Here is a 26,960-nt window from a genome sequence, read left to right as displayed (position 1 = left end):
GTACAATGGCGTTTTGTTTTGAATGAGCGATGCAACCTCACGAGAATGCAAGAAACAAAAGCGTAAGATAATTCGTCATTACCCTCATTATTCAAAAATATCACCGTAGACGTTTTTTTAAATTGTAAAGTTGAATATAAAAGATGATCGTGGAAACGTGTTTTTACATTTACGCATTTATATTTTCCTCAAATGAAGCTTTTTTCACATTTTAAAGATGACACAAACCAATATACACAATATTTTCGCCTCAATCTAACATACAAAAGTTTGAACTGCTTAGAGAGCTCGCAACCTTTGTTTTAAATATATGGTAGAATTAGGATTGAAAAATTGATTTATGGATAAAACAAGTGAGACCTTTATTAGTGTAACACAAAAATGCATAACTAATTCTGAAACATTACGCATATGCAAAAATAAACAAAGTAAATAGCATCGTTTATGAAACAGCTTTTTGTATAAGTCATAAGTGTTTATTCGCCTTATATCACCGCCCTAGTGTTTTACAGCATAACAGTACACTATCATTTTATCATTCTCTCCATTATATATCGACAGATATTGAATCTAGATCTGATATACGGTAAATATTTAATGTGGTTATTCCATAAATAACTGATCAGAACATTGAGCTTTAAAGAAAGCGGATAAAATATTGTAAATTGAACACAGGAATGGACTAACTTATGAGTGATGAAATAACCTCACCAGCACAAAGCAATAACTATGATGCCGCTTCTATCAAAGTTCTCAAAGGTCTTGATGCTGTACGCAAACGTCCTGGTATGTATATCGGTGACACTGATGATGGATCGGGGTTACACCATATGGTCTATGAAGTTGTAGACAATGCTATCGATGAAGCTTTAGCCGGTCATGCAACTCTTGTAAACGTCACACTCCATGCTGATGGTTCTTGTTCTGTTCGTGATAATGGACGTGGAATTCCGACAGATATCCATCCAACAGAAGGTATTTCTGCCGCTGAAGTTATTATGACACAGCTTCATGCCGGTGGAAAGTTTGATCAAAACTCTTATAAAGTTTCAGGCGGATTACACGGTGTTGGCGTCTCTGTTGTGAATGCATTATCCGTTTGGCTTAAATTGCAAATCAAACGCAATGGTAAAATTCATGAAATATCATTTACCCACGGGGTAGCTGATGCTCCATTAAAAGTTGTTGGCGATTGCGATCAAGAAAGTGGAACAGAAATTAGATTTTTACCAAGCTCTGAAACCTTTACTATGGTTGAGTTTGATTTTGAAACTTTAGAGCGTCGTTTACGGGAATTAGCTTTTCTAAATTCTGGGGTTTATATTCTTCTTGTTGACGAGCGTCATGCTGATATTAAATCCGTTGAATTGCATTATGAAGGTGGATTAATAGAGTTTGTGAAATATATTGATCAATCAAAAAAAGCTCTGCTTGATACTCCTATTTATATTGCAAGTGAAAAGGATGGTATGAGCGTTGATGTTGCCCTGTGGTGGAATGATTCCTATCATGAGAAGGTCTTGTGTTTTACCAATAATATCCCTCAGCGTGACGGTGGAACGCATTTGATAGGTTTCAGAAGTGCCCTTACACGCCAAATTAATGGCTATGCTGAATCTTCAGGTATTGCTAAAAAAGAAAAAGTGAACTTAACCGGTGATGACTGCCGTGAAGGATTAACAGCTATTCTTTCTGTCAAAGTTCCTGATCCAAAATTTTCTTCACAAACAAAGGATAAGTTAGTCTCTTCTGAAGTGCGCCCTATTGTTGAAAGTTTGGTCAATGAAGGTCTTTCAATATGGCTGGAAGAACATCCTCATGAAGCAAAACTTCTCATTAGTAAAGTGGTAGAAGCTGCAACAGCACGTGAAGCAGCACGCAAAGCACGTGAACTCACAAGACGAAAAGGGGCACTTGATATCACTTCTCTACCAGGAAAGCTTGCCGATTGCCAAGAACGAGATCCCGCAAAATCAGAAATCTTTATTGTCGAGGGGGATTCGGCTGGCGGTTCAGCAAAAAGTGGGCGCTCACGTCAAAATCAAGCAATTTTACCCCTTCGTGGTAAAATCCTCAATGTTGAACGAGCACGTTTCGACCGCATGCTCTCATCTGATATGATTGGAACACTTATTACAGCTCTTGGAACGTCTATCGGTAAGGATGAATTTTCGCCGGATAAATTACGTTATCATAAGATTATTATCATGACGGATGCGGACGTTGATGGAGCCCATATTCGTACTCTGCTGCTCACTTTCTTTTTTAGACAAATGCCCGAGTTGATTGAACGTGGACATCTTTATATTGCTCAGCCTCCTCTTTATAAAGTATCGCGTGGAAAATCTTCCCAATATATTAAAAATGAAGCAGCGTTTGAAGAATTCTTGATCGATACTGGATTAGAAGAAACAACGCTTGAGCTTTCAACGGGAGAAGTTCGTGCAGGGGCTGATTTGTATCAACTCGCTAAAGATGCTCGTATATTACGTCAACTTTTAAATGGTCTTCATACCCGTTATGACCGTAATATTGTTGAACAAGCAGCAATTGCTGGCGCTTTTAATCTTGAAGTCTTTGCAACACAAGAAAAAGCGCAAAAAATAGCAGATACTACAGCACACCGCCTTAATCTGATTGCTGATGATATGGAACAAGGTTGGAGTGGACAATATACAGCAGATGGAAGTTTATGTTTTGAGCGTATTTTGCGTGGTGTTAAAGATGTTGTTACGCTTGATGTGGGACTTATAAATTCAACTGACGCACGCCAAATTGATCGCATTTCCCAAAATTTTATCGACATATATCATCCTCCTGTTCTTTTACGTCGCAAAGATAAAACAGAGCGTATTTTTGGTCCTATGAGCCTTTTAGAGAGCATTTTTACAAACGGTAAAAAAGGTGTTACTCTTCAACGTTATAAAGGTCTTGGGGAAATGAATGCTGAACAACTTTGGGAAACAACGCTTGATCCCAATGCACGTTCTCTTTTACAAGTAAAAATTAATGATGCAACCGATGCAGATTCACTTTTTTCTCGTCTCATGGGTGATGAAGTTGAACCTAGGCGTATTTTTATTCAAGACAATGCCTTAAGCGTTGCCAATCTTGATATCTAAAGGTACTCTTCTGTTTTTGGCTGTGTAAATATCGTAGTTTTATACGTTGTTTTTTCGTAGTTGAACATTCCCTCTCTATTTCATTTACGATAAAAGAAAAATAAGGAAGATCATATACATGGCAATTGAAACAGAACGTGTAGGAACCAAGGGTGGCATGGAGCACTCTTTTGGTTTTACAAGAGTAGATGAAACACAAAAACAATCCATGGTGGATGGTGTGTTTCATTCTGTTGCTGAAAATTATGACAAGATGAATGATATCTTATCCTTAGGGCTACACCGTGTGTGGAAAAATTCCATGATTGCTTGGCTTTCCCCACCAGCACTTTCTCATTGGAAAGTTCTTGATGTCGCTGGCGGTACAGGTGATATTGCTTTTCGTATTCTTAATGCTTCACGCCAAAAAGCCCATGCTACAGTGCTTGATATTAATGGCTCAATGCTCAGCGTTGGCAAAAAACGCGCACAAAAAAATGGTCTTGCCCCTCTGATTGATTTTGTTGAAGCCAATGCAGAAAATCTACCTTTTGAAGATCAAAGCTTTGACGCTTACACGATTGCTTTTGGAATTCGCAATGTTCCTCATATTGATCAAGCTCTTAGAGAAGCTTTTCGTGTTTTAAAGCCCGGTGGACGTTTCTTATGTTTAGAATTTTCAAATGTCGAGATGCCTTGGCTCGATAAAATTTATGATCTTTGGTCTTTCCATGCTATCCCTAAGCTGGGTCAATTTATCGCAAATGATGGCGATGCTTATCGTTATTTGGTTGAATCTATCCGCAAATTTCCTAAGCAAGATGATTTTTCCCATATGATCAAGCATGCGGGGTTTTCGCGGGTATCGTACCGTAATCTCACCGGTGCGATTGCAGCGCTGCATTCAGGTTGGAAAATTTAAAAATGGTGCAAATTTCCCCTTACTTTCAATTGATGCGTGCAGGATGGGTTTTAACACGTGAAGGTGTTTTAAGTGCTCTTCCTCATGATGATCTTCAAGGATTTCCAGCGCTATGTCATCGTATAGCGAGTGCATTAGCACGACGCAAAACAAAAAAGAAACAGCGATCTGAAAATATTTCATATGCCATTAATAAGCTTGGACCCTCTTACATAAAACTTGGTCAATTTCTTGCCACAAGACCTGATATTGTTGGGCGTGATATTGCGGAAGATTTGTCACAGCTACAAGATCGTGTCCAAACATTTTCTTGCACTGCCGCTATTGCTCAAATTGAAAGTTCTCTTGGTCGCTCTATTGATGATTTATTCGTAAATTTTTATCCCCCCATTGCCGCCGCTTCTATTGCTCAAGTTCATCCAGCTGAATACAGTGATGAAACTGGCCATAAGAAAAAATGTGCTGTAAAAGTTATTCGTCCCAATATCAGAGCACGTTTTTCTAAAGATCTTAGAGGATTCTATCTCATTGCTCATTTACAAGAGCGCTATATCCCTGCCTCTCGAAGGCTTCGTCCTGTTTGTGTGGTGGATACTTTAGCACAAACAACACGACTTGAAATGGATTTACGCTTAGAAGCAGCAGCTATATCTGAAATGGCTGAAAATATTCAACATGATACAGGCTTTCGGGTTCCACGTATTGACTGGGAACGGACAGGACGTAATGTTCTTACAATGGAATGGATTGATGGTATAAGAATATCCGAAACTTCCAAACTCAAAGAAGCAGGATTTGATTTGAAGGCGCTTGCTATTACGCTTATTCAATCTTTTCTTCGTCATACACTGCGTGATGGTTTTTTTCACGCCGATATGCATCCTGGTAATTTATTTGTAGATGAAAAAGGATGTATTGTTGCTGTTGATCTAGGCATTACAGGAAGGCTTGGCAAAAAAGAAAAGCATTTCCTTGCTGAAATTCTTTACGGCTTTATTACCCGCGATTACCATCGAGTTGCACGTGCCCATTTTGAGGCAGGTTATGTTCCTTCACACCATAATATCGAAAGCTTTGCGCAAGCCAACCGCGCTATTGGCGAACCAATTCACGGACAATCAGCACAAAGCATTTCCATGGCTAAATTGCTCACTTTATTGTTTGAAGTCACTGAATTATTTGACATGCAAACGCGACCTGAACTTTTATTGTTGCAAAAAACGATGGTTGTTGTGGAAGGCGTTGCCCGCACATTAGACCCCACTTTTAATATGTGGAAAGCTTCTGAACCCGTTGTCAAAGAATGGATTAGTAAAAATTTAGGACCCGTAGGCGTTGCAAAAGACTTTAGTGAAGGAGCACAAGCTCTCCTTTCGCTGGCACGCAAAACACCACAATTGGTTCAAAATTTCCAACGGATAGAAGAAGATTTCAATCAAATGAGAAAAACAGGTTTTAATCTTTCTCCTGCTACCCTCAAACAACTTGCTGTGGAACAAAGTCATAGAAACCGTTATGGTCGTTATAGTCTTTTTATCATTGCACTTTGTTGCGCTTGTCTTACTTTTTACTTTTTTCACCTTTTCTAATCTCCTTAATATGCTAAAAATATCAACAATGAAATCATTGCAATCATTTTATTTCTTGGAGGTATTTTATGGCCAGTATTACCATTCGTAACCTGTCTCCTGAAACCAAAGAAGCTTTACGCATACGCGCCGCGCAAAATGGTATTTCTATGGAAGAAGAAGTCCGACGCCTTTTAAGCAATCCCTCTCCTCTCACCACACAACCCCTTCATGCTAGTGCTGTTGAAGTGAAATCATTGAAATCAAAATCTCTTCTTCTTATTATTGGTGGAAGTATTGCATCCTATAAAGCACTTGATTTGATTCGCCGTTTACAAGAACGTGGAGCACACTTAAAAGTTGTAATAACAAAAGCAGCGCAAAAATTTATTACGCCTTTAGCCGCTGAAGCTTTAAGCGGTGGTACTGTATATACTGATTTATTTTCACGCGAAGAAGAACACGATATCGGACATATCCGATTAGCACGTAATGCTGACCTTATTATTTTAGCCCCTGCTACAGCCAATCGCATTGCAAAAATAGCCAATGGCATAGGAGATGATCTGGCTGATTGCATTCTTTTAGCGGCACGCTGTCCACTCTTAATTGCACCCGCCATGAATCCGTCCATGTGGGCGCATCCTGCCACTATTCGCAATGTTGCACAATTGCGCGCAGATGGCGTTCATATCATCGGACCAGAAATCGGAAATATGGCTGAACGTGACGAGATAGGATATGGACGCATGAGCGAACCTTTAACTATTGTCGCTACCATAGAGACTCTTTTGAATGTGCATGAAAAACCTCTCTCTGACCGCCATTTCATCGTTACCTCTGGCCCTACCCATGAACCAATTGATCCAGTGCGTTATATTGCTAATCGGTCTTCAGGTAAACAAGGTCATGCCATCGCAACCGCTCTTGCACATTTGGGTGCAAAAGTAACACTTATTTGTGGACCTGTTAATCTCGCAGACCCACAAGAAGTAAAAACCATTCATGTTGAAACAGCACAACAGATGTTACAAGCCGTTCAAACCGCATTGCCTGCTGATGGCGCCATCTTTGTTGCCGCTGTTTGTGACTGGCGCAGTCAAACGCAGTCTTTACACAAAATTAAAAAGAATGCTCATAAATTACCACCATCCCTTGATATGGTCGAAAATCCTGACATTTTAGCAACGATTGGACACGCTCCAAACCGCCCCTCATTGGTCATTGGTTTTGCTGCTGAAACATGTGATATCATTGCCAATGCGCAAAAAAAATGTGTTGAAAAAGGAGCTGATTTCATTCTTGCTAATGATATTTCTCTTCAACTAGATGGTACAAGTGTCATGGGTGCTGATACAAATCAAGTTTATCTCGTAAGTAGAAAAAAAGTTGAACAATGGCCCCATATGAGTAAACAACACGTAGCGCAAAAATTAGCAAACGTGATTGTATCATTTCTTGCCCCCAAAACACCTACTCCTCATGAGGAAAATATACCCCTTTGCAAATAAGAACTCTTCAAACGCGTTGATATTAAAACACCTTATAAAATAGAACTGACAATATGTGTCTATCCATCTCAATTAGTATATAATATTTCTGGTTTATAATGATAATATCGCATTGTTCATATTAAATTAGAATCCCAGATATCATAAGATTCTCTCATTCCCAATCTCTCTCATGTTGAATCAATAAAAATCATTTTCTTGCACGTTGTAAACAAGGATAACTGTATGAATACAAAACGTTTCAGAAAGAACTAAAAGCGCTTATAATGGACCGTCTCAAGAACCAAGGGCTTGTCTCGGACAACACTGAGGATGATGGTGCCAGCGTACTCTTTTTATTAAGCGTAAAGTTAGTGATGCCCTATAAGTTTTATATTATTCACGAGAGCTTTACCCATAGACCATTCACAAACGCTGTTGCGAAGTGGGTATGATGAGCGTTGGGGAATGTTTTTTAAAAAAATCCTATCTCACCCTAGTCTTCATAAAAGTAGGATCTATTGCACCACTGTCTCCCCAGCTTATAAAAAAACAAGCTATCATTCACTTTGCCTAACATTAATTTTGAGAAAGCTCTTGCACTGGATAAAATTTATAAAAAGCATTTTCTCTCTTCAATGTTTTTATCCCCATATTGGTCCTATTTATGATATACGAATAAATGATTTTGATTGTTTCATGATGAGAGCAGCTAATGAGAAAATATGACAACTTTATTTTGAGCTCTTATTCGCTATGAAAAATAATGTATAAATCAATGATATTATAACATCTCAATGCAATTTGAAGCATATCTCACACTGACGCTTATAAGGAGTGTAGACAAAGTTCACTGCACCACTGTCTATAAGTTTATGAAACTGAAGCCTTTATTATTTTCCTCAGTGATCGGTCTTTAAGATTAAATGTGTGTGTCCTCTCTTCAGAATACCAAGACCACAAAAACTAGAATTTTATCCATGATATCCTCACATTGTGATGTTTCATGAGAAGCATTTTTATTCCTTTATCGAAAGCTTTGTATCCATACATTGGTCTCGCCTATAATGTGTACGTAAATAATTTTTTGATGTTGAATAGAGTCTTTGAAATTAAAGAATATTTCTATATTTGGGATTCTTATTCAAGTTGAAAATGATCAATTCTCTTCGATAAATTAGTGGTTTTATTATCTAAAAATTATTTGATACAGTGCACCACTTGTATGAAAAGTGCTTCAATGAATGCTTACTTCATTGCACTTATAGCTTTTAAAATTCAAAATCTCATCATTTTTAAGCATCCGTGGTTTCTCCCTTTCTTTGCTTCTTCTCAAAAAACTGCTCTTCTATGGGATCTGACAGTCAATCACCTAAGCTTATTTTTTCCACTTCTATCATATTAATCATTCTGTTGCCCAAAATTAGAATATCTACGGAGCGACTACGTTACCCCTATTCCATTGAACTCAATATTTTTTTGAAAGCGAGGGGCAAGAGCACGCCGCCAAATAGTAGAAAAGTACAGAATTTTAGGAATTGTGCAAAACAATTAAGCACTTAGATAAACGAAGTTAGATAACTCTACTGAATAAATAGAAGTAAACAACTTTTCTCCCAAATAGTTCTTATTCCTTAATTTTTTACATATATCATATAAACGCAATAATCTACACTATGTACAAAAATACTAAAAATTTCTTCTACAACAGCTACTTTTTAAATTCTTCTTTGTTTTTAAAAATCAAAATTTCTATTTATTCAAACTTTATTTTTAACAAAGAAACCTTAACCGTTTTTTATAATGTTCTTGAAAAAAATCTTGTAATTCAAAGAAAGAAAAAATTACACTGTACATACTTTAAATATATTTCTTGTTTTTTTTGCTTCTTTCCTTAGTTTATTAATCTATGATTTTTACTGCTGCTTATCGTGCTTTACAACGTCTTCTGACCTCGCAATATCGTATTATGATACTGAAAGCATTGGGGGTTACTTTTTTCATTCTCACCATTTTATGGTTATGTGTGCACCAACTTTTTGTGTCTTACTTTTGGCCCTGGATTGCTCAATTTCTTCCTGGACTCCCTAGTTGGGCGGGATGGATTGGTTTTAGCATGCTTATCATCTTTAATCTTGGGTTGGCTCTTTTGTTGGCTTTTTTGATTGCACCCATCACAGCTATGATTGGTGGTTTTTTCATTGACTCTGCTGCTGAAATCATTGAAAAGGAGGATTACCCAAACGAGCCTATTGGACAAGCCTTGCCGTTTCAGCGTTCTCTTATCATTTCCTTTAAATTTGTTATTTTAAGCCTTCTTGGTAATGGAATTGCTTTTATTTTATTCTTCATACCAGGTATTAATTTAATTGCTTTTTATCTTATTAATGGTTATTTGCTCGGTCATGAATATTTCTTGTTTGCGGCTTACCGTTTTCGAACAGAGCAAAATGCGCGTGCTTTTTTACATACTCATTACACAACAGTTTTTGGCGCAGGATTATTGATAGCGATTTTTGTTTCGATTCCTATTATTAATCTAGCAACACCGCTTTTTGCCGCCGCCTTTATGACACATTTACACAAAATGCTTTCCCAAAAGACCATAGCACGCATTACACAAAAATAGTGTTCCTTGACTTTAAGGTTAATAAAACTTGCCAGCCAAAGAAAGCATAATATAAAATTTTATGCTTTATCTTTTATTAAAGCAATATATTGATTTATAATGATAACTTATCGTTTCACAACATGAGTGAAAAACCTAAATATTATGAGGATTTCTCATTTTAATCCTATTCATATTGGATCAATTGAAATCGTTTGTTAATATATCATAAACGGAGGTGGTGTGCGGATAAAAGTACTTTCAAAAAGGCGTGAAATATCTTTATATGAATCCTCTTAATGCAAACATTATCGTCGCATTGAAAACTGAAAAAGAATATGATGGTGCCGCTTTATACCCTCTATTTCAGTAAAAACGGATAGCATAATGTCTTTTATACCATTCATGGAGAGTGTATATTCTTCATAAGAGAGTTTTGGAAATTATTGAAAGATATCTGTGTAAAACAAGCACGTAAATGAGTAATATAATGGTATTTTGAGCGTATTCTATTTTAATTGTAAAAAGCGTGCGCTTTAAAGAAACCTTTTGAAAAAAATCTTGCTCTGATGTTAGCGTTTCGCTAATATAGCGTTATTGTATTCATTATCTTTAATGGATTATTTTAGCCTTGTTAGCGCCTTATACTATAAGGTTTCTTTTCTTCAAAACTGTTGATACGAATGATTAATTGGATATTCATTTTTATTAAAAAATAAGGCGTTTGTTAACCATCGCAAGGAGTAAATTTTAACACCAAAGTAAAAAATACAAACATGTAAGTTCTTAAAACTTATGAGAAATTTATTATAGGGAATACTCTTCATGATGCATATGATTGTTATAATATGGGAAAAATTAAAAATTAAAAAACAAGCTATACGTACACTGATAAAAGTATTAAATAGACTCCTTTGTTCAACCGGTAAAGCAAATGTGACTGCTTAAGTTCTATATTCTTTCAAATCATGCAAAAGATGCACAATATTTAAAGGAAGGTTATAAAGATGAACTGGATTACAAATTATGTTCGTCCTAAAATTAACTCTATATTGGGGCGCCGTGAAATTCCAGAAAATCTATGGATTAAAGATCCTACCAGTGGTGAAATGGTCTTCCATAAAGATCTGGAAGCTAATCAATTTGTAGCTCCCAATTCTGGTCATCATATGCGTATCAGTGCTAAAAATCGTCTCATGCATTTTTTTGATGATGGTGTTTATACAGCTCTTGAAAATCCAAAAGTTGTAACAGATCCTTTAAAATTTCGTGACGAAAAACGCTATATTGACCGGTTAAAAGATTATCGTTCTAAACTTGGGGTTGATGACAATATTTTAAGTGCACGTGGTACGATTGAGGGTTTGCCAATTATTGCAACTGTTCAAGATTTCGCCTTTATGGGTGGATCACTTGGTATGGCTTCAGGAGAAGCTATTATCAAAGCTTTTGATACTGCCATTGCTGAAAGGCGTCCGCTGGTTCTTTTTGCTGCTTCTGGTGGTGCACGCATGCAAGAAGGAACACTCTCGTTGATGCAAATGCCCCGTACAACAGTAGCGATTGAAATGTTGAAAGAAGCAAAGCTTCCCTATATTGTTGTGCTGACTAATCCAACCACCGGTGGTGTTACTGCTTCTTACGCCATGCTTGGTGATATTCACATTGCCGAGCCTGGCGCTATGATTGGTTTTGCTGGTCCACGTGTGATTCAACAAACTATACGCGAAACCCTACCAGAAGGTTTTCAAAGTAGTGAATATCTGCTTGAACATGGTATGATTGATATGGTTGTATCGCGTTTAGAAATGAAAACAACAATTGCGCGTATTTTACGCTTGATGATGAAACGCCCTGCTGTTTTTAACCCTTCCGATCCATCCCCAACAGACTCTCAAACATCGCTTTCTAGGACAAAAGCAGCTTAAGTTTATGCAACAAAGTCAAATACAAAGGGTGGTGGATGATTTACTAAAAAATTATCCGAAAAAATTTGATCTTTCTTTAGAGCGTATTGTTCACCTTTTAGAGCGTCTTGGTAACCCACATTTAAAACTTGCCCCTGTTATTCACATCGCTGGAACAAATGGCAAAGGATCTGCTTCAGCAATTTGCCGTGCTCTTTTGGAAAGTGCAGGATACCGCGTTCATGTTTATAGCTCACCTCATCTCGTCAACTGGAATGAACGCTGCCGGTTAGGTCAAAAAGGAGGTGGTCAACTTGTTACAGAAAACCAATTGGCTGAGACAATCCGTGAAATTATAAAAGTAAATCGTCAAGAGCCGATTACTATTTTTGAAATTTTTACAGCCGCTGCCTTTATGTTGTTTAGTATACATCCAGCTGATGTTGTCATTTTAGAAGTTGGATTGGGAGGACGTTTTGATGCTACCAATGTCGTTAACAAACCAGCTGTATCGCTTATTATGCCCATTGATTATGATCATGAGAGCTTTCTTGGAAATACAATTGCTCAAATCGCTTTTCAAAAAGGAGGGATTATCAAACCAAACGTTCCTGTAGTCATTGGGAAGCAAAATTATGAAGAAACTCTTGCTACTTTAATACCCCTTGCTAATAAAAATAAAGCATTTTATGCTCTCTTTGATCAAGATTATCAAAGTTATAAAGAACATGGACGTATGGTTTTTCAAAACAATCAAGGTCTCATGGATCTTCCCCTTCCTAACCTTATTGGAGACCACCAAGTTGCCAATGCTGGTGCATCTCTTGAAGCAGTTTATCAAGCGGGTTTTCAACTTTCAGAACAAACCATAAATGACGCTTTGAAAAATATTTATTGGCCCGCACGAATGCAGCATCTTACCCAAGGACTTTTGGTTGATCAACTATCTCCTGATATTGATTTATGGTTAGATGGTGGTCACAATCCTGCTGCAGGAAAAGTTATTGCGGCAGAACTTACACAATGGAGAAAAAAAACAGATCGCCCCATTATTATGATTGCTGGCATGCTTAATACCAAAGATGCTGTCGGTTATTTTCGTCCTTTAGCTAACCTTGTCGATAAAGTATATACGATACCGCTGCTTGACAATAATGCCAGTATCTCTCCAACAGACTTAGCTAAATCAGCCCAAAAAGTAGGAATCCCTGCTGCCCCAAAAGCGCACCTACAAGATGCTTTGCATAAAATTAAAATGGAATATAAAGAGGCTATTGTTCTTATTAGTGGTTCTCTTTATCTTGCGGGTGATATTTTGCGTGACAATAAAACACCACCGTGCTAGATAATTAGCTATTTTTAAAGCTTTGAAAGATAGACTTTTTAATCATGCAACTTGATTGTGCACTTTATCAACATCCTAAACTCATTACTGTTTTTGGCGGATCCGGTTTTGTAGGACGACATGTCGTTGAAACTTTGACTAAGCGGGGATATCGCGTTCGTATCGCTGTTCGTTGTCCACAAAAAGCTTATTATATGCTCCAAATAGGAGAAGTAGGACAAACCCAAATGCTTAAAACAGATATCAAGCATCGTGCCTCTGTTGCACGCGCATTGCTTGGAGCTGATGCGGCAGTGTTTTTGCCTGGTAGCTTAAAACAAGCAAGTCAATCGAATTTTAAAAACACACAAATTGATGGTGTTTACAATGTTGCTGAATTAACAGCAGAAACTGGTATTCCGCTCATCTATATGTCAACACTTGTGGCTAACGAGAATGCTTCATGTCTTTATGCACGTGTTAAGTTTATGGGTGAACAAATCATTCACAACAAGCATCTTCAAGCAATTATTATCCGTCCATCCGTTATCTTTGGACCAGAGGATTGTTTCTTTAACACCTTAGCAGATTTGTCACGTTTTTTACCAATTATGCCTCTTTTTGGAGGTGGACAAAGCAAATTGCAACCCGTGTATGTTGGTGACGTTGCTGAGTTTATCGTGCGCGCTTTAGATGGACAGGTTGCTTGGGGAAAAAATTATGATCTTGGTGGTCCCCAGATTATCACCTTCCAAAATACTCTTGAAAATATACTCAAAATTATTCACCGTAAAAAAACAATCCTATCCATGCCCCTTTCTGCTGGTCTATTGATTGGAGGAATTTTGGGAACAATCGGTAAATTGCCTTTTGTACCAACACTCGTAACAGCCAATCAGATACGTTTTTTGCAAATGGATAACATTGTTTCTAAAGAAGCTATAGAGAATGGATATACTCTAGAAGGTGTGGGTATTACCCCCAGAGCAATGGCAGCATTCTTGCCAAGTTACCTCTGGCGATTTCGTCCACATGGTCAATTTTCCCAAAACCTACTCGTCTAGAATAAATTCTTCCAAAACTGAGTTAATTATTTGATTTATAATTCATAGCGCGTTGTTAGCGGTTTTAAAATCAGAGTGTTCAATAGAGTGATGTTTTTACATTTTAAATACTCTATTCAGTATCACAAAAAATGTTTAATCGTATATCTATAGTCTTTTGATAAAAATCGTTGAAAACAGGAGAAAAGCACTTCTTATAAACTGTCTTTATCCAAGAGCAGGTGCAACATTGGAATCCTAAAGAACCGATTCTGAACTGCCTATCCATAAACATGATAATCTATGGCTTTGCATTTATATTATTTTGCTAAAAAGCTTAATAATGAGATTAAAGTAATTCTTCCTTTTTCAACAACCGCATAAGTGAGTAGAATACGAGTATACTACTTTCGATATGATCCCATAAAAATCAATATAAAAACTGTAAAGCAATGCACCATTTTTATTATTTAAAAGGTATTCCCTCTGGAAACTTTTAAAAGCTTTAAAGTTACGTGAAAAGGATAGAATTTTGTTTATATAATAAGACTTATCATGAAGATCTCTTATTCTGTCAGTAATATCACTATTCAGATCCATAAATGCATATTTTTTGCACAAATTTATGGAGATTTTAAAAGAGCTTTTTCACATAAAGAAGTCCTCTTCTTGTCTTGCATTTTTTTTTAATTTCTCCTACCGTCTTGGAAAAACTTATTTTAAAGGAATGAAGAATGGCAGCTCAAGATTTTGTTGTCAAAGATATTGCACTTGCCGCTTATGGTCGTAAAGAACTTGATATTGCTGAAACTGAAATGCCTGGTTTGATGGCTTGTCGTAAGGAGTTTTCTTCCAGTCAACCTTTGCGCGGAGCGCGTATTTCTGGCTCATTGCACATGACAATTCAGACAGCTGTTTTAATTGAAACATTAAAAGCGATTGGCGCCGATATACGATGGAGCTCTAGCAATATTTTTTCTACGCAAGACCATGCAGCAGCAGCTATCGCCGCAACAGGCATTCCTGTATTTGCCATTAAAGGTGAAACATTGGAAGAATATTGGACTTATATAGATGCAATCTTCCAATGGCCAGATGGTAATCCTTCCAATCTTATTTTAGATGATGGAGCTGACGCCACAAACTATATTTTAATGGGAAGTCGTGCAGAACAAAATAAAGATATTTTATCGCATCCCAAAACAGAAGAAGAAGAAATTTTTTTCAAACAAATACAAAAGCGTATGGATGCAACGCCAGTTTTTTTTACACGACAGCGCGCGGCAATTAAAGGTGTAAGCGAAGAAACCACAACAGGTGTAAACCGTCTTTATCAGTTACAAAAAGAAGGACTTCTACCTTTTCCTGCTATTAATGTTAATGATAGCGTCACTAAATCAAAGTTTGATAATAAATATGGATGTAAAGAATCATTGGTCGATGGTATTCGACGTGGAACAGATGTGATGATCGCTGGTAAAACTGCCATTGTCTGTGGTTATGGTGATGTAGGAAAAGGTTCAGCAGCATCTCTTTCTGGTGCTGGGGCTCGTGTTAAAATAACAGAAATTGATCCTATTTGCGCTCTTCAAGCCGCTATGGATGGCTATGAAGTTGTTAATTTGGATGATGCTGCTTCCAGTGCTGATATTATCATCACGACAACAGGCAATAAAGATGTTGTTCGTTTAGATCATATGCGACAAGTAAAGGATATGTGTATTCTTGGAAATATTGGTCATTTTGATAACGAAATCCAAGTCGCTGCCCTTAGAAATTTGCCATGGACAAATATTAAACCACAAGTTGATATGATCACCTTTCCCGATGGAAAACGCATCATTTTGCTCTCTGAAGGGCGTTTGTTAAACCTCGGGAATGCGACTGGGCATCCTTCTTTTGTCATGTCAGCCTCGTTTACTAATCAAGTTTTAGCGCAAATTGAACTTTTTACCCGTTCAGAACACTATACAAATGAAGTCACTGTTTTGCCTAAACATCTTGATGAAAAGGTTGCACGTCTACATCTGGATCGGTTAGGAATAAAATTAAGTGTTTTATCAGAAGAACAAGCCGCTTATATTGGAGTCTCACCACAAGGACCTTATAAACCAAACCATTATCGTTACTAATACGTTTCCTTGGGTTAAAAAAGGGAAAGATGCCGTGCTCAGCTTTGGTGACTATAACCCCAAAGAAAAAGCTCAAAAAGAGATCCGAATCTATACGTATATATTTTGCCTTTTTTTCTTTTTTTCTCCAACATGCGCTTTTGCTCAGTCATTGGAAGGTTATTTACCATTTTTCTTCACTTTGCCGAATGGTCCATGGCTGCTTTTAGCGCTGTGTGGAGGAATTTCTTGTGCTTCACTTCTCACGTGCCTAGCTGTTATTATGCGTGCAAAAAAAACTGCACAGAAGCCTTTGAAGATAATTCAGGCAAATTTTTCTGAAAAACTTAAATATTATGAATGGCTTCTGGAAGAAACCGAGCAATTCCTTCTTATTTGGGAAAATCCAACAACCTTACCCCGTGTCGTTGGTGCCCTTTCTGCATTGCAAAAAATAGGAATCGACCAGAAAGATTTTCAGCGTTTTGAGCTCTGGGTTGAAGAAAATTCTCTGCGAGAACTTGATTATGCATTGACTCAACTACGTTGTAAATGTCACCCTTTTGATCTTTCTATCACCACCACAAACAATGTATTGCTGCAAGTTACAGGAGTCATCGCAGGAACAGTCGCTATTGCTCGTTTTCAAGATATCTCAAAACAACAGAGTGAAAATGCTCGTTTACAGAAAGATATCGCCCGCCTTCTTACTGAACTGAGAATGCAGCGTAATCTTCTTGATCTTATTCAAGAGCCCGTATGGATAAAAGATTGTGAAGGAAAAGTTTGTTTTATCAATCGCGCCTTTAGAGAAATGACAGATTTTCGTGAAGGCAGTGATGAAGTGGGGGATCTTTTCAATGAAAATACACAACGCAAAACAGATGAAATAGAAACAATTTTTCAAGAACATGTTCACACAGTTATTGATGGAGAACGACATCGTTTTCATCTCACACGTATTACAACAGCCGAAGGGATGGCAGCTTTTGCGCGTGATGACAGCGCATATGAAAATCTTGCTCATGAATTAAGTTATGTTCTTCAAAGCCATTGTGAAACACTTGACCAAATTTCAACAGCTGTAGCTATTTTTGATACAAACCAAAAATTAAAATTCTGTAATCATGCTTTTAAAATTTTATGGCCGTTGGAGACTTCCTTTTTAGAAAGTGAACCAAGCCATACATTATTTCTTGAACGTCTACGTGAAAAAGGGCTCATTGCTGAACACCCCGATTGGCGCGCATGGAAAGAAGAACTTTTTAAAGCCTATCGACAAACAGAATCGAACCAACAAATTTGGAATCTTCCAGATGGGCGTACGGTGCGTGTTATCTCGAACCCTCATCCACAAGGAGGTGTCACTTGGCTTTACGAAAACCTTACAGAAAAAATTGATCTTGAACGCCGTTATAATACACTTATTAAAATACAAGGTGAAACACTTGATAAACTTTCCGAAGGCGTGGTTGTTTTTGGTACTGATGGACGCCTTCGTTTATCGAATCCTGCCTTGTCGAAATTGTGGTCTCTTCCTTATAATTTACTGGTAGAAGGGACCCATATTACACAGTTACAAAGCCATTGTTCAGCCTTAACCTTAGGACAAGAATGGGATCAATTTACCAAATTCATTACCGGTTTTGCTGAAAAACGTGAAACATATTCAGGTCGTATAGATCTTAAAAATGATATGATTATTGACTATACTCTGGTTCCTCTTCCCGATGGACAAACAATGCTTACTTTTGTGAATGTTACAGATACTGTCCATGTTGCACGTGCTCTTCAAGAAAGAAATGAAGCATTAGAAAGTGCTGATCGTTTGCGTAATGAATTTGTCCAACATGTTTCCTATGAATTGCGTACACCTCTCACCAATATTATTGGATTTTCGGATATTTTACGTGATCAAATTTTCGGCTCTATCAATAAACGTCAACAAGAATATCTTGGGCATATTCATTCAGAATCAGGAACTCTTTTAAATATTGTTAACGATATTCTTGATCTTGCTACCCTTGATGCAGGCATTATGGAGTTGGACATAAAATCGGTTAATATTGCAGATGCTATGATACAAGCAGTAGCACGTGTAGAAGATCGCCTTAATGGACGGCATATTACGCTTTTACAACAAATTTCTCCTTCCTTAAATTCTATTTCTGCTGATGAAAAGCGCTTGCATCAAATTTTTGTGAATGTACTGAGTAATGCTATTAATTTTGCAACGGAGGCGAGTACTATTGAATTTTGCGTCGATGAACAAGATGATAACATTGTCTTTAGCGTTCACAATCAGGGCTCTGACATCCCAGAAGACGTTCTTGATCGTATTTTTAAACGTTTTTCTTCCCATTCACACCATGGTGGGCGTGCGGGAGCGGGTCTTGGCCTTTCCCTTGTAAAAAGTTTCGTTGAACTACACGGTGGACATGTTGAAATTCTTACCGGTTCTGGAAAAGGAACAACAGTTAAATGTTTTTTCCCACTCTCCAAAGGAGATACGATTTTTTAATTTTAACCTTTATGATAACAAAAATTTTTCATCCATTTCATGGAACTTTTAATGAATTTTAGTTTTTTTCTTGAAAATGAAGAGGCAACAAAGCTTTTTGCACAAAATTTAGCTCTTTCTTTAAAGCCAGGAGATCTTGTAACGCTGCAAGGAGATCTTGGAACTGGAAAATCAACCATTGCACGTACAATCATTCAAACACTTGCGAACGATAACACTATGGATGTTCCAAGCCCTACTTTTACTCTTGTGCAAAGCTATCAACTTCCAAAGTTTGAAATTATTCATGCTGATCTTTATCGCCTTTCTATGGCAGAAGAAATTGATGAATTAGGGCTTCATGAAGCTCGTGAGAAAAATATTTTACTTGTTGAATGGCCAGAAAGAAATACAGCTCTTTTAGAACTCGCCACTTTTGCACTCACCTTACACTATAAAGAACATGGGCGTCATGTAACAGTTAGATCAGCGCAACATTCCATTGAATGTTTGCAACAGTCTTTTACAATTCGTACATTTTAAAAAAACATGAACATCATCATTTTTTAATTTGATAATATCTCAGTACTACCTATGAAATCTGAGATGATAGACAACATAAAGAAGGCTTCATGGAGGCACCAACCATGGAAGATGAAACGAAATGCTGACTCTTTTATATAACAATGACATAAATTGCAAAGGACAGCCGTTAATTTATAGAAATTCATCAATTTATTTTAGAGAATCTGATACCTACAATTTTGATTTTAGAGAATAGTATAAGAGAATTTTAAATTGAAGTGATAACCCTTTAGAAGAGCATTATATAACCTGTAGTGAATTGCTTGTTTCTTTCTGCTTAAAAATTGTGAGCTTCAGAAAAGTAATTTGCAAAGTTTTTGCTTAAAATCTCCCTTTATGTGTTGAAAACACTATCTATCTCAATAGTCTTATCTAAGAAGAAATACCTTTAATGAAATTATCATTCACCCAATATTTTTAACGCGCCTATAAGGAAAGAATTGCATATATTCTTCATACAAAGCAATTTTTTATAAAAAATGGCCAATTGAATCATGCATAAAAGCACGAATTCTTAAATTCATTTAAAATTTTGATTTTTATTGTCTTTTCATTATAACATAATGCAAAAAAGAATATTTTAAAAAAGTCAAAAGGAGAGACAAAATTTCTCTCCTTTATAGTAATTATACGTGGAATTAACTAAGCCCATCTTTTATCCATTCAGAAAGACGTCCTTTAGAGGTAGCGCCAACCATATTCGATGAAATATTTCCATTTTTAAACATTAATAATGTAGGGATAGAACGTACTCCGTATTGGGTAGCCAGTTCCGGATTTTCATCAATATTTACCTTAGCAATTTTAACTTGATTTTGCATTTCTATTGAAATTTCATCCAACATTGGAGCAATCACTTTGCAAGGGCCACACCATTCTGCCCAAAAATCAACCACAACAGGGGTGGAAGAGGTTAGAACTTCACTTTCGAAATTGTCCTTATCAACTTTTATACACGTCATTGATTTATCCTTTATATTCACCTTTTATAGATTGGTATAATAACAATTCATATCAAGTTATTGCAAAGATAAATTATTAAAGGACTTTTTTATACCAGGGATTGTGCGTTGTGTTTGTTTGAGCGATTTTATGAAAGTAAATAAAGTGTAAAAATGCTTTGCAGGGAAAAGACTAACTTATAAGGCAACTTCACTAAGAAATGCCTCAAGTTTTTCTGGAGGAAGTTTAAAAATTTTGGCTTCTTTACTGTAGATAAGCAGAGCCTGTATATCTTTATCGGGATGAATAGCTTGCAATAATTTTCGATAAAGAGCCATTTGCAACCAATGATGGGAAGCAATAGCAGCTTCATTTTCTGGCGGGGTTCCTGTTTTAAAATCTGCAAAGATAACGCTGTTTTGCGTGATGTAGAGACGGTCAATTTGACCAGAGATTGCTTGTTCTTTTCCACGAATTTTCACAATACCCATTAAGGAGACCTCAGCACGTGAATGCTCAGAGAAAAGGGGTTTGAGATAAACATGATCTAATATTTTCCAAATATGGCAAAGAGCATCTTCTCTTTGGCTCTCATGCCAATGAGAGGCTTTGATATTGAGATAGTTTCGAGCATAATCTCGACGTTTTTGTGGGGGACAATCGGGCAAATACTGTAACAATCGGTGAACGAGATTACCATATTCAATGGAAAAAGCTCTGTTTGTGTTCATGGCTCCTAAAACAGGTGAAGTGGTAAACTGTTTTGGATTTGAGAATAGCTCTGTATCAGCTTCAATGGAAAGGCTCGCCACTGACGGTTTTAACGGTTTTGGGAGCACCGGTTCTGCTGGGACTTTATGGGAGAAAAAGTCTGGTAGAGGTGGAAGTGTTTGGCACTCAACGGAAGAAATTTTTTGGTTTATAGAAGTAGAAGAAGGCGGTGTAATGCAATAACGCCAAGCTGCAATATCTTCCGCAGGACCTTTTATAGCTACCGCATGCGGTTCGAGAGCTCTCTTTACCAGTTGTAACCATGTATGAGATGGCGTTTTCTGATTTGTATACCCGCAAACAAACAAGCGATCTTCAGCGCGTGTCATTCCTACATAAAGAAGGCGCCTATACTCCTCTTCAGCACGCTCTTTTAAACGCAAAATTGCTTGTTTAGAAGGCATTGTATCGAATTCTGCATTAGGGCGCCAGATAAAAGCTTGTTGGTCACTCAAATATGCATTGTTCAAGGGAACTTCAAGCAAGTGAGGTGAATGCTGGGGATGCCAAATCGCACTACCGGGATCAACTAAAAATACAACAGCAGCCTCCAGTCCTTTTGCGGCGTGAACAGTCATGATGCGAATTTCTTCATGATTTTGGTCAAACTCACGTTTAATTTCTGGTTCACTGACACTTAATGTTTCCAAAAAAGCTTGTAATCCTGGTAACCCCGTTTTTTGAATCGCGAGTGTGTAGTCCATAAAAGCATCAAGCACATCATTGGCTTCCGAGCCTAAGCGCGCTAAAATTTTTTGTCGTCCCTTATCATCATTTAAGATATGACTATAGAATTCGAAGACTGGTATTTTATCCACTAAAGTACGATATTGACTCAAGCTTTCAAAAGTATCTTTAAAAGGAATATGCGACGATGCCTGTTCACAAAGGCTTTTCCAAAGGGAGCCTGTACGGTGAGCGGCAAGTTGATAAAGTTCCTCTTCGCTAAGCGCAAAGAGTGGACTTTTTAAAACACAAGCAAGAGACAAATCGTCTTGTGGTTGCAAAACAAAACGTCCGAGTGCCATTAAATCACGCACACTCATATGTTTTATAAGCTGTAAACGGTCTGCACCAGCGACGGGTATATTGCGTTGTTTAAGGGCACGAGAAAGCGCTAGGGCAAATTGATCACGCTTACGAACCAAAACCATAATATCACTAGCACGCAATAACCGCCCTTTTGCTGGAAGCATTTCTCCTTTGTGTAACCAGCCTGCAATCGTTTCAGCAACTTTTTCTGCCAAACGTACTGCTGGTATATCTAAATGATCAACAGTTACATGCCAATCATCAGGAAATTCGTCTTTTTCTTTAGAAATGGCATCCCATAAAATAACTTCACCTGGACTGTGAGTACGGATAGCTTCGTGTATGGTTTTTGTATTTTCTGCTGAAAGCCCTTTATAATTCTCTGGTGTTTCAAAGACAAGATCCACACTTTTAAGAACATCGGCTGTGGAGCGAAAAGAGTAATTCAATTGTATTTTTTCAAATTTCTGCTTTGCTTGTTGTGCTTTTTTTTGAATAATTTTGCCATTTGCAGCAAAATTTTCTGGTGCAGCGCCCTGAAAGGAATAAATAGACTGTTTTTCATCTCCAACAGCGAAAAGAGTACGTATATTGTCACGTTGACTATGACCTGTAAAAAATTCTTGCGCTAAAAGTTGAATAATTTTCCATTGATCAGGGTTCGTATCTTGTGCTTCATCAAGCAAAATATGATCAAGACCCTTATCAAGTTTATAGTGCACCCATTGGCTTGCACCTTTGCGCTGTAACAAATGGAGTGTGCGCTCAATGAGATCATCAAAGTTTAAAAAACCATTGGCTTTTTTTAAATTTGCATAAATTTTGAGATAAAGGGCACAAAGCTGAAAAGCAGCCATATTGAGGGTGGCAACTTTTGCACAGTGATATTTTTCTAAAAGAACAGAAAGCTTGCTTTGTTTATCTTTAATCAATTGTTGAATAAAAGGCCAAATTTCATCTGATTTTTTAGACGATATAAGTGCAAAATTACGAGGTTTACCTTCTGTTGTAAAATAAATATTTGAAACAATATCAATGATAGTTTCTTCATCACAAGCAGTTTCTAATTGAGGAAGTTTTTCAATGATACTCTTAGTGTTTTTATTCCCATGGGTTTCACAATGGTTAAGAGCATAAAGAGGAAGACGAGCAGTCTGTTGAATTTTTTCTAGTAATTGCTGATTTGTATCATCAGGTGCTAAATTAAACAGCGCCCGCAATTTCTCTTCTCCATTTTCAGACAGAAGAGAAGACAAAAAATCAGACAGTTTATGTTGCTTTTCAGCTGCTTCATACAGCAATTGGTTAAAAGTATGTTCACTGATAACCTTAAGCAGCTGTTTTAGAGCGGGTTGTATATCATGATGCTTTAAAAGTTGGCAGCGGGCTTCTTGTAGTAATTTCTTGCGGTTGATATCATCTATGAGTTCAAAATGTCCAGCAATATTGGCTTCTAGCATAAATTGATGCAAGAGAGATTCGCAAAATGCGTGAATAGTCTGTATTTTCAAACCACCAGGTGTTTCTAAAGCACGAGCAAAGAGTTGGCGCGCATAGGTTATTTTTGTTGCACTGATAGGTTTGTTTTCAAACTTCGATAAGATTTCTTTAAGCTGTGCATCATCGAGTTCATTCCAGCTGGAGAGTGTGCGAAAAATCCGCGATTGCATAACAGCGGCGGCGGCTCTCGTGTAAGTAAGGCATAAAATACGTGCTGGAGAAGTACCGTTTAAAAGCAAACGAATAACGCGTTCGGTTAGAACATGGGTTTTTCCAGATCCTGCATTTGCAGAAACCCATACATGTGTTTTTGGATGTGTTGCTGTTGCTTGTGCATCAAGGGCTGCTTCAGGAATAGAAAAAAGAGTCATGATTGATCTCCTTTATGAAATCCATTTGACCATTCCCATAAGCGTGCCAGATGATCATAGTCACTTTCATATTGTTTTAACATAGGGACTGCGTGTGAAAGATAGCCTTGTTGTGGATTTTGATAATACTCCATTAACGCGATAAGATGTTCCCACGCCCTTTCACCAAGATTAATAACATTTTGGTGATCTTTTTCCGCTTTTTCTGAAAGAATTAATTGAGGAGTAATCTTACCTTTTCCATTAAGAGGAATATAAAATAGTTTTGAGGGGGACAGATTTTGAAAATCTGTAAAAGCTCCTCTCATTAATAGAGCGGTTTCCAATGCTAATTGTGGAAATAATAATTCGCGAACCTGTTTTGATGAAGGGGGTGTACTCGTTTTAAAATCAAGTATTTCAACCGTTTTGTTTGGCAATATATCAATACGATCAGCACGTCCTGAAAGAGTTACACCTGTTGTACCTATGGGTATTTTTTGCGATTCCACTTCCGAATGTCGTATTCGGGGTTCTAGACTTTGTTCCCATTGCAGAATAAAGGGAGCAAGATTTTCAAATGTATTCCACCAGATTGTTTCAACATCAGCAGGCAAATTAAACTTATCAAATTCTTTACGTCCAATAGCGAGCAACACATCTAATGCATTTGCAGCATTTAGATTTTTTATTTGTGTGCAAAAATCTGCAAGAATAGCGTGATAAAGTGTTCCGCGTTCAGAAGCACCAGGGTCATGAATAAGGGCTTTAAGTGGTTTGAGCCTTAAGATTTTTTTAGCATAAATGGCATAAGGGTCATGGCGTAACGTTGTTATTTCGGTGATGGAAAAATGACGTGGACGCACTGCAATGGGTGGCACAGGGCAAGGGCGTGTTGCACAAGCAGACATGTCCGTATTGTCAAGCATCTCTGCCCAATGGCGTATCTTTTCACCTCGTGCACGGATTTGTTTCCAAACTTGTTGTCCTACGACAGTTTCTAAGCGTTGTAGCCAGCGTGAAGGGAGAGAAGGAACATGATCAACTCGTAGTGCTCGGCTCATCACCACTTTATCCATTCCCATCGCCCATTGAAAATCATGCGCGGAAAGACCAATACGCTGTTCTGGTGGTTCCAGAGTTAACATCATTTTCATCGGTCGCGATAAAAAAGCATCATTTCGGGTTGATATCGGCCATGATCCTTCATTAAGACCACCAATGACCACTGTATCAACCGTTTGCAAACGCGATTCCAAAGTACCCCAGATGAATAAACGTGGATGTCCTCCAGGCGAAGGTGCGACGGAACGGGTTGCTATTATGGCAGAAAACATAGCGGGCCATTCACAAAGATGAAATGTTAATCCCGATTGATCACTGACCAATTCACGCAAAAAATTTGATAAGGCTTGTCCTGCTTCATGTTGATAAAGATGTGCAAGAGAATTATCCTCATTGCGACCAAAATTTTCAAAAACCTCAACAGTTGCTATTGCAGCCTCATTGATGGTGCATTCTTTCTCTTGTTTCATAAGAGACGTTAAAGGCTCAACAGCTTTTTTTAAAAGATGACAAAAGAGACGTGCTTCTTCACATTTCTGCTGATCAAGGGTGTTATTTTCAGAACTATTATGAAAAGATGTTTCAATCCATTTTTCAAGAAATTGATCACATTCGCAAAGATTAATACGCCCTGTATTCCCTCGAAGAACAAAAAGTTCAAAATTTTCTGCCATTTCTCGTAAACGATGACGGTTTTGTTGAAGTGTTGTAAGGGGATGTTTAAGAAGAGAAAGAAAAGCAATAGGATCATCAGGTTGCAATACATTTTCTAAGATAAGCCGCAAAAGCGTTACAGGCAATGTTTGTGCAAGTGGTATGCCACCTGAATCATTTGCTTCAATTCCAAATCGTTGTAATTCCGCAGAAACACGGCGTGCTAAATTACGGTCATTTGTAATAAGGGCTGCAGTTTTTTGAGGTTCTTCAATAGCTTTGCGTAAGGTAACAGCTATAGCGAGAGCTTCTTCACGTTCATTTATAGCTTCAATAAATGACCAATCTGCACAAAGATTTTCATAATCATCACGGACAATTTGTATCCATTTATCTGTTGTAGAAGCAGGTCGGAGTGCTTCTGATAAAAGAGCCATTCGTTTTTTCTTTGTTATACTTTGTTGGCCAATTTCGCAAACATGATGACGTTGACACTCCATGAGAGTTAGAAGTTTTTTTAAATGATATTGAGGATGGCTAAAAACATTTTCTGCAGGATCAAAAAAATCACAAGCTGTTTTTTCTTTATTGCTTGTGCTTAGTGCATTCCATTGTTCTTCATCCATATGAAGATCAAGGCCAGGAAGAACAACAGCCCCTTTGGGCAGAGAAGCTATAACCTTTAAAAGATGAGAAACTGCGGGCATAGAACCTGACACACCAGCAGCAATGATAGGTTTATCAGGCTGCGTGCATCGCAAAGTCTCTGCATGCATTGTGAGTGCTTGATTACGCCATTCCGCGGGATTGCTTCGTTGCCTTTCGGTCAAGATTTGTGGCCAATTTTGCGTAACAATAGTCAGAAAGTCGAGCGTTATTTGCCACCATTCAGCGACCATATCAGGTGCAATATCTTTAAGTTTCGACCAATCTGCTCCTTCTGTTTCAATTTCGTCCATCAAATGCGCTAAATCCTGAGCAAGCCAAATTGCATCAGCACTATGAGCCGGAATAAGTACATCTTCTGTACCAAACATGGCACGCAGATGCGCAGGTAAATTTTCACGCCATGGGCGAATAAGGCGCGCTAAAAGCAGTAAGCGTTCACTTTTTCCAATGGGTGGATTCAGAGTGCTGGTATGATTTTCAACAAAAAGGAAACTGTCTTCATCGACATCTCCTAGAGCACGAATGGTTGGTAAGAAAGTTGATTGTGTATCGCTTCTTTCAACAAAGGCTAAACGTAAAGCGCGAGCAGCACGACGTGTCGGAACATAAATAAGGCTATCGGCAAGGGCAGTTTGAATGTCTCCATTGGGAGCGAAATTATCAATAAGGGTACCGGAGAGCAGTGCCTCAACAAAGTGAGGCAAAAAAGCCATTCCAGAAGATATAGAAAAGACACGTGGTTTATAAGTCATATGATCTCATATTGGGAATAACAAATTTCATCTTATTGATTATTTGCTTTATTTTGACTGTATACA

The 26,960-nt window shown here is 37.6% G+C and carries 14 protein-coding genes; 11 read left to right on the top strand and 3 right to left on the bottom strand.

Annotation, left to right across the window (positions count from 1 at the left end; genetic code table 11):
• Positions 1–689: 689 nt before the first annotated feature.
• The 11 genes from gyrB (at position 690) to tsaE (ending at position 19,117) form a co-directional block, all read left to right on the top strand.
• Positions 690–3,122: a DNA topoisomerase (ATP-hydrolyzing) subunit B gene (gyrB, locus tag ACFIMP_RS01855; RefSeq protein WP_375611371.1), complete on the top strand. Its 2,433-nt coding sequence runs from the start codon at positions 690–692 to the stop codon at positions 3,120–3,122.
• 118 nt (positions 3,123–3,240) lie between these two features.
• Positions 3,241–4,023: a bifunctional demethylmenaquinone methyltransferase/2-methoxy-6-polyprenyl-1,4-benzoquinol methylase UbiE gene (gene ubiE / locus ACFIMP_RS01850; protein ID WP_375678839.1), complete on the top strand. Its 783-nt coding sequence runs from the start codon at positions 3,241–3,243 to the stop codon at positions 4,021–4,023.
• 2 nt (positions 4,024–4,025) lie between these two features.
• Positions 4,026–5,612: a 2-polyprenylphenol 6-hydroxylase gene (gene ubiB, locus ACFIMP_RS01845; RefSeq protein WP_375608982.1), complete on the top strand. Its 1,587-nt coding sequence runs from the start codon at positions 4,026–4,028 to the stop codon at positions 5,610–5,612.
• 68 nt (positions 5,613–5,680) lie between these two features.
• A complete protein-coding gene (gene coaBC, locus ACFIMP_RS01840) occupies positions 5,681–7,102 on the top strand; it encodes a bifunctional phosphopantothenoylcysteine decarboxylase/phosphopantothenate--cysteine ligase CoaBC (protein ID WP_375685933.1) in 1,422 nt (473 codons plus the stop codon).
• Positions 7,103–8,990: 1,888 nt separating this feature from the next.
• Positions 8,991–9,710: a sulfate transporter family protein gene (locus ACFIMP_RS01835; protein ID WP_375612793.1), complete on the top strand. Its 720-nt coding sequence runs from the start codon at positions 8,991–8,993 to the stop codon at positions 9,708–9,710.
• A 986-nt stretch (positions 9,711–10,696) separates the two neighbouring features.
• A complete protein-coding gene (gene accD, locus ACFIMP_RS01830) occupies positions 10,697–11,617 on the top strand; it encodes an acetyl-CoA carboxylase, carboxyltransferase subunit beta (RefSeq protein WP_375611366.1) in 921 nt (306 codons plus the stop codon).
• Between the two features lie 4 nt (positions 11,618–11,621).
• Complete coding sequence (locus ACFIMP_RS01825) at positions 11,622–12,941, top strand: bifunctional folylpolyglutamate synthase/dihydrofolate synthase (RefSeq protein ID WP_375685932.1); 1,320 nt, start codon at positions 11,622–11,624, stop codon at positions 12,939–12,941.
• A gap of 44 nt (positions 12,942–12,985) precedes the next feature.
• Positions 12,986–13,984: a complex I NDUFA9 subunit family protein gene (locus tag ACFIMP_RS01820; RefSeq protein ID WP_375620876.1), complete on the top strand. Its 999-nt coding sequence runs from the start codon at positions 12,986–12,988 to the stop codon at positions 13,982–13,984.
• A 713-nt stretch (positions 13,985–14,697) separates the two neighbouring features.
• On the top strand, positions 14,698–16,095 hold the full coding sequence (ahcY, locus tag ACFIMP_RS01815; protein WP_375612789.1) for an adenosylhomocysteinase: 1,398 nt from the start codon (positions 14,698–14,700) through the stop codon (positions 16,093–16,095).
• A 34-nt stretch (positions 16,096–16,129) separates the two neighbouring features.
• Positions 16,130–18,595 carry a sensor histidine kinase gene (locus ACFIMP_RS01810; protein ID WP_375612788.1) on the top strand — a complete coding sequence of 822 codons (2,466 nt, stop codon included), beginning with the start codon at positions 16,130–16,132 and terminating at the stop codon, positions 18,593–18,595.
• Positions 18,596–18,646: 51 nt separating this feature from the next.
• Positions 18,647–19,117, top strand: a complete 471-nt coding sequence (gene tsaE / locus ACFIMP_RS01805) for a tRNA (adenosine(37)-N6)-threonylcarbamoyltransferase complex ATPase subunit type 1 TsaE (protein WP_375612787.1) — start codon at positions 18,647–18,649, stop codon at positions 19,115–19,117.
• Positions 19,118–19,797: 680 nt separating this feature from the next.
• Here the strand turns inward: tsaE and trxA are convergent.
• The 3 genes from trxA to addB all read right to left on the bottom strand — a co-directional run bounded on the left by trxA (position 19,798) and on the right by addB (position 26,894).
• Complete coding sequence (trxA, locus tag ACFIMP_RS01800; protein ID WP_273790200.1) at positions 19,798–20,121, bottom strand: thioredoxin; 324 nt, start codon at positions 20,119–20,121, stop codon at positions 19,798–19,800.
• 177 nt (positions 20,122–20,298) lie between these two features.
• On the bottom strand, positions 20,299–23,775 hold the full coding sequence (gene addA / locus ACFIMP_RS01795; protein WP_375685931.1) for a double-strand break repair helicase AddA: 3,477 nt from the start codon (positions 23,773–23,775) through the stop codon (positions 20,299–20,301).
• Complete coding sequence (gene addB / locus ACFIMP_RS01790; protein ID WP_375685930.1) at positions 23,772–26,894, bottom strand: double-strand break repair protein AddB; 3,123 nt, start codon at positions 26,892–26,894, stop codon at positions 23,772–23,774. The genes addA and addB overlap by 4 nt, the downstream gene beginning before the upstream one ends.
• Between the last annotated feature and the right edge of the window lie 66 nt (positions 26,895–26,960).

Source organism: Bartonella sp. AP65SXKL (assembly GCF_042195725.1).
Classification (GTDB): domain Bacteria; phylum Pseudomonadota; class Alphaproteobacteria; order Rhizobiales; family Rhizobiaceae; genus Bartonella.
The sequence above is the reverse complement of the archived record's forward strand: the minus strand, read 5'-3'. Positions and strand labels throughout refer to the sequence as shown.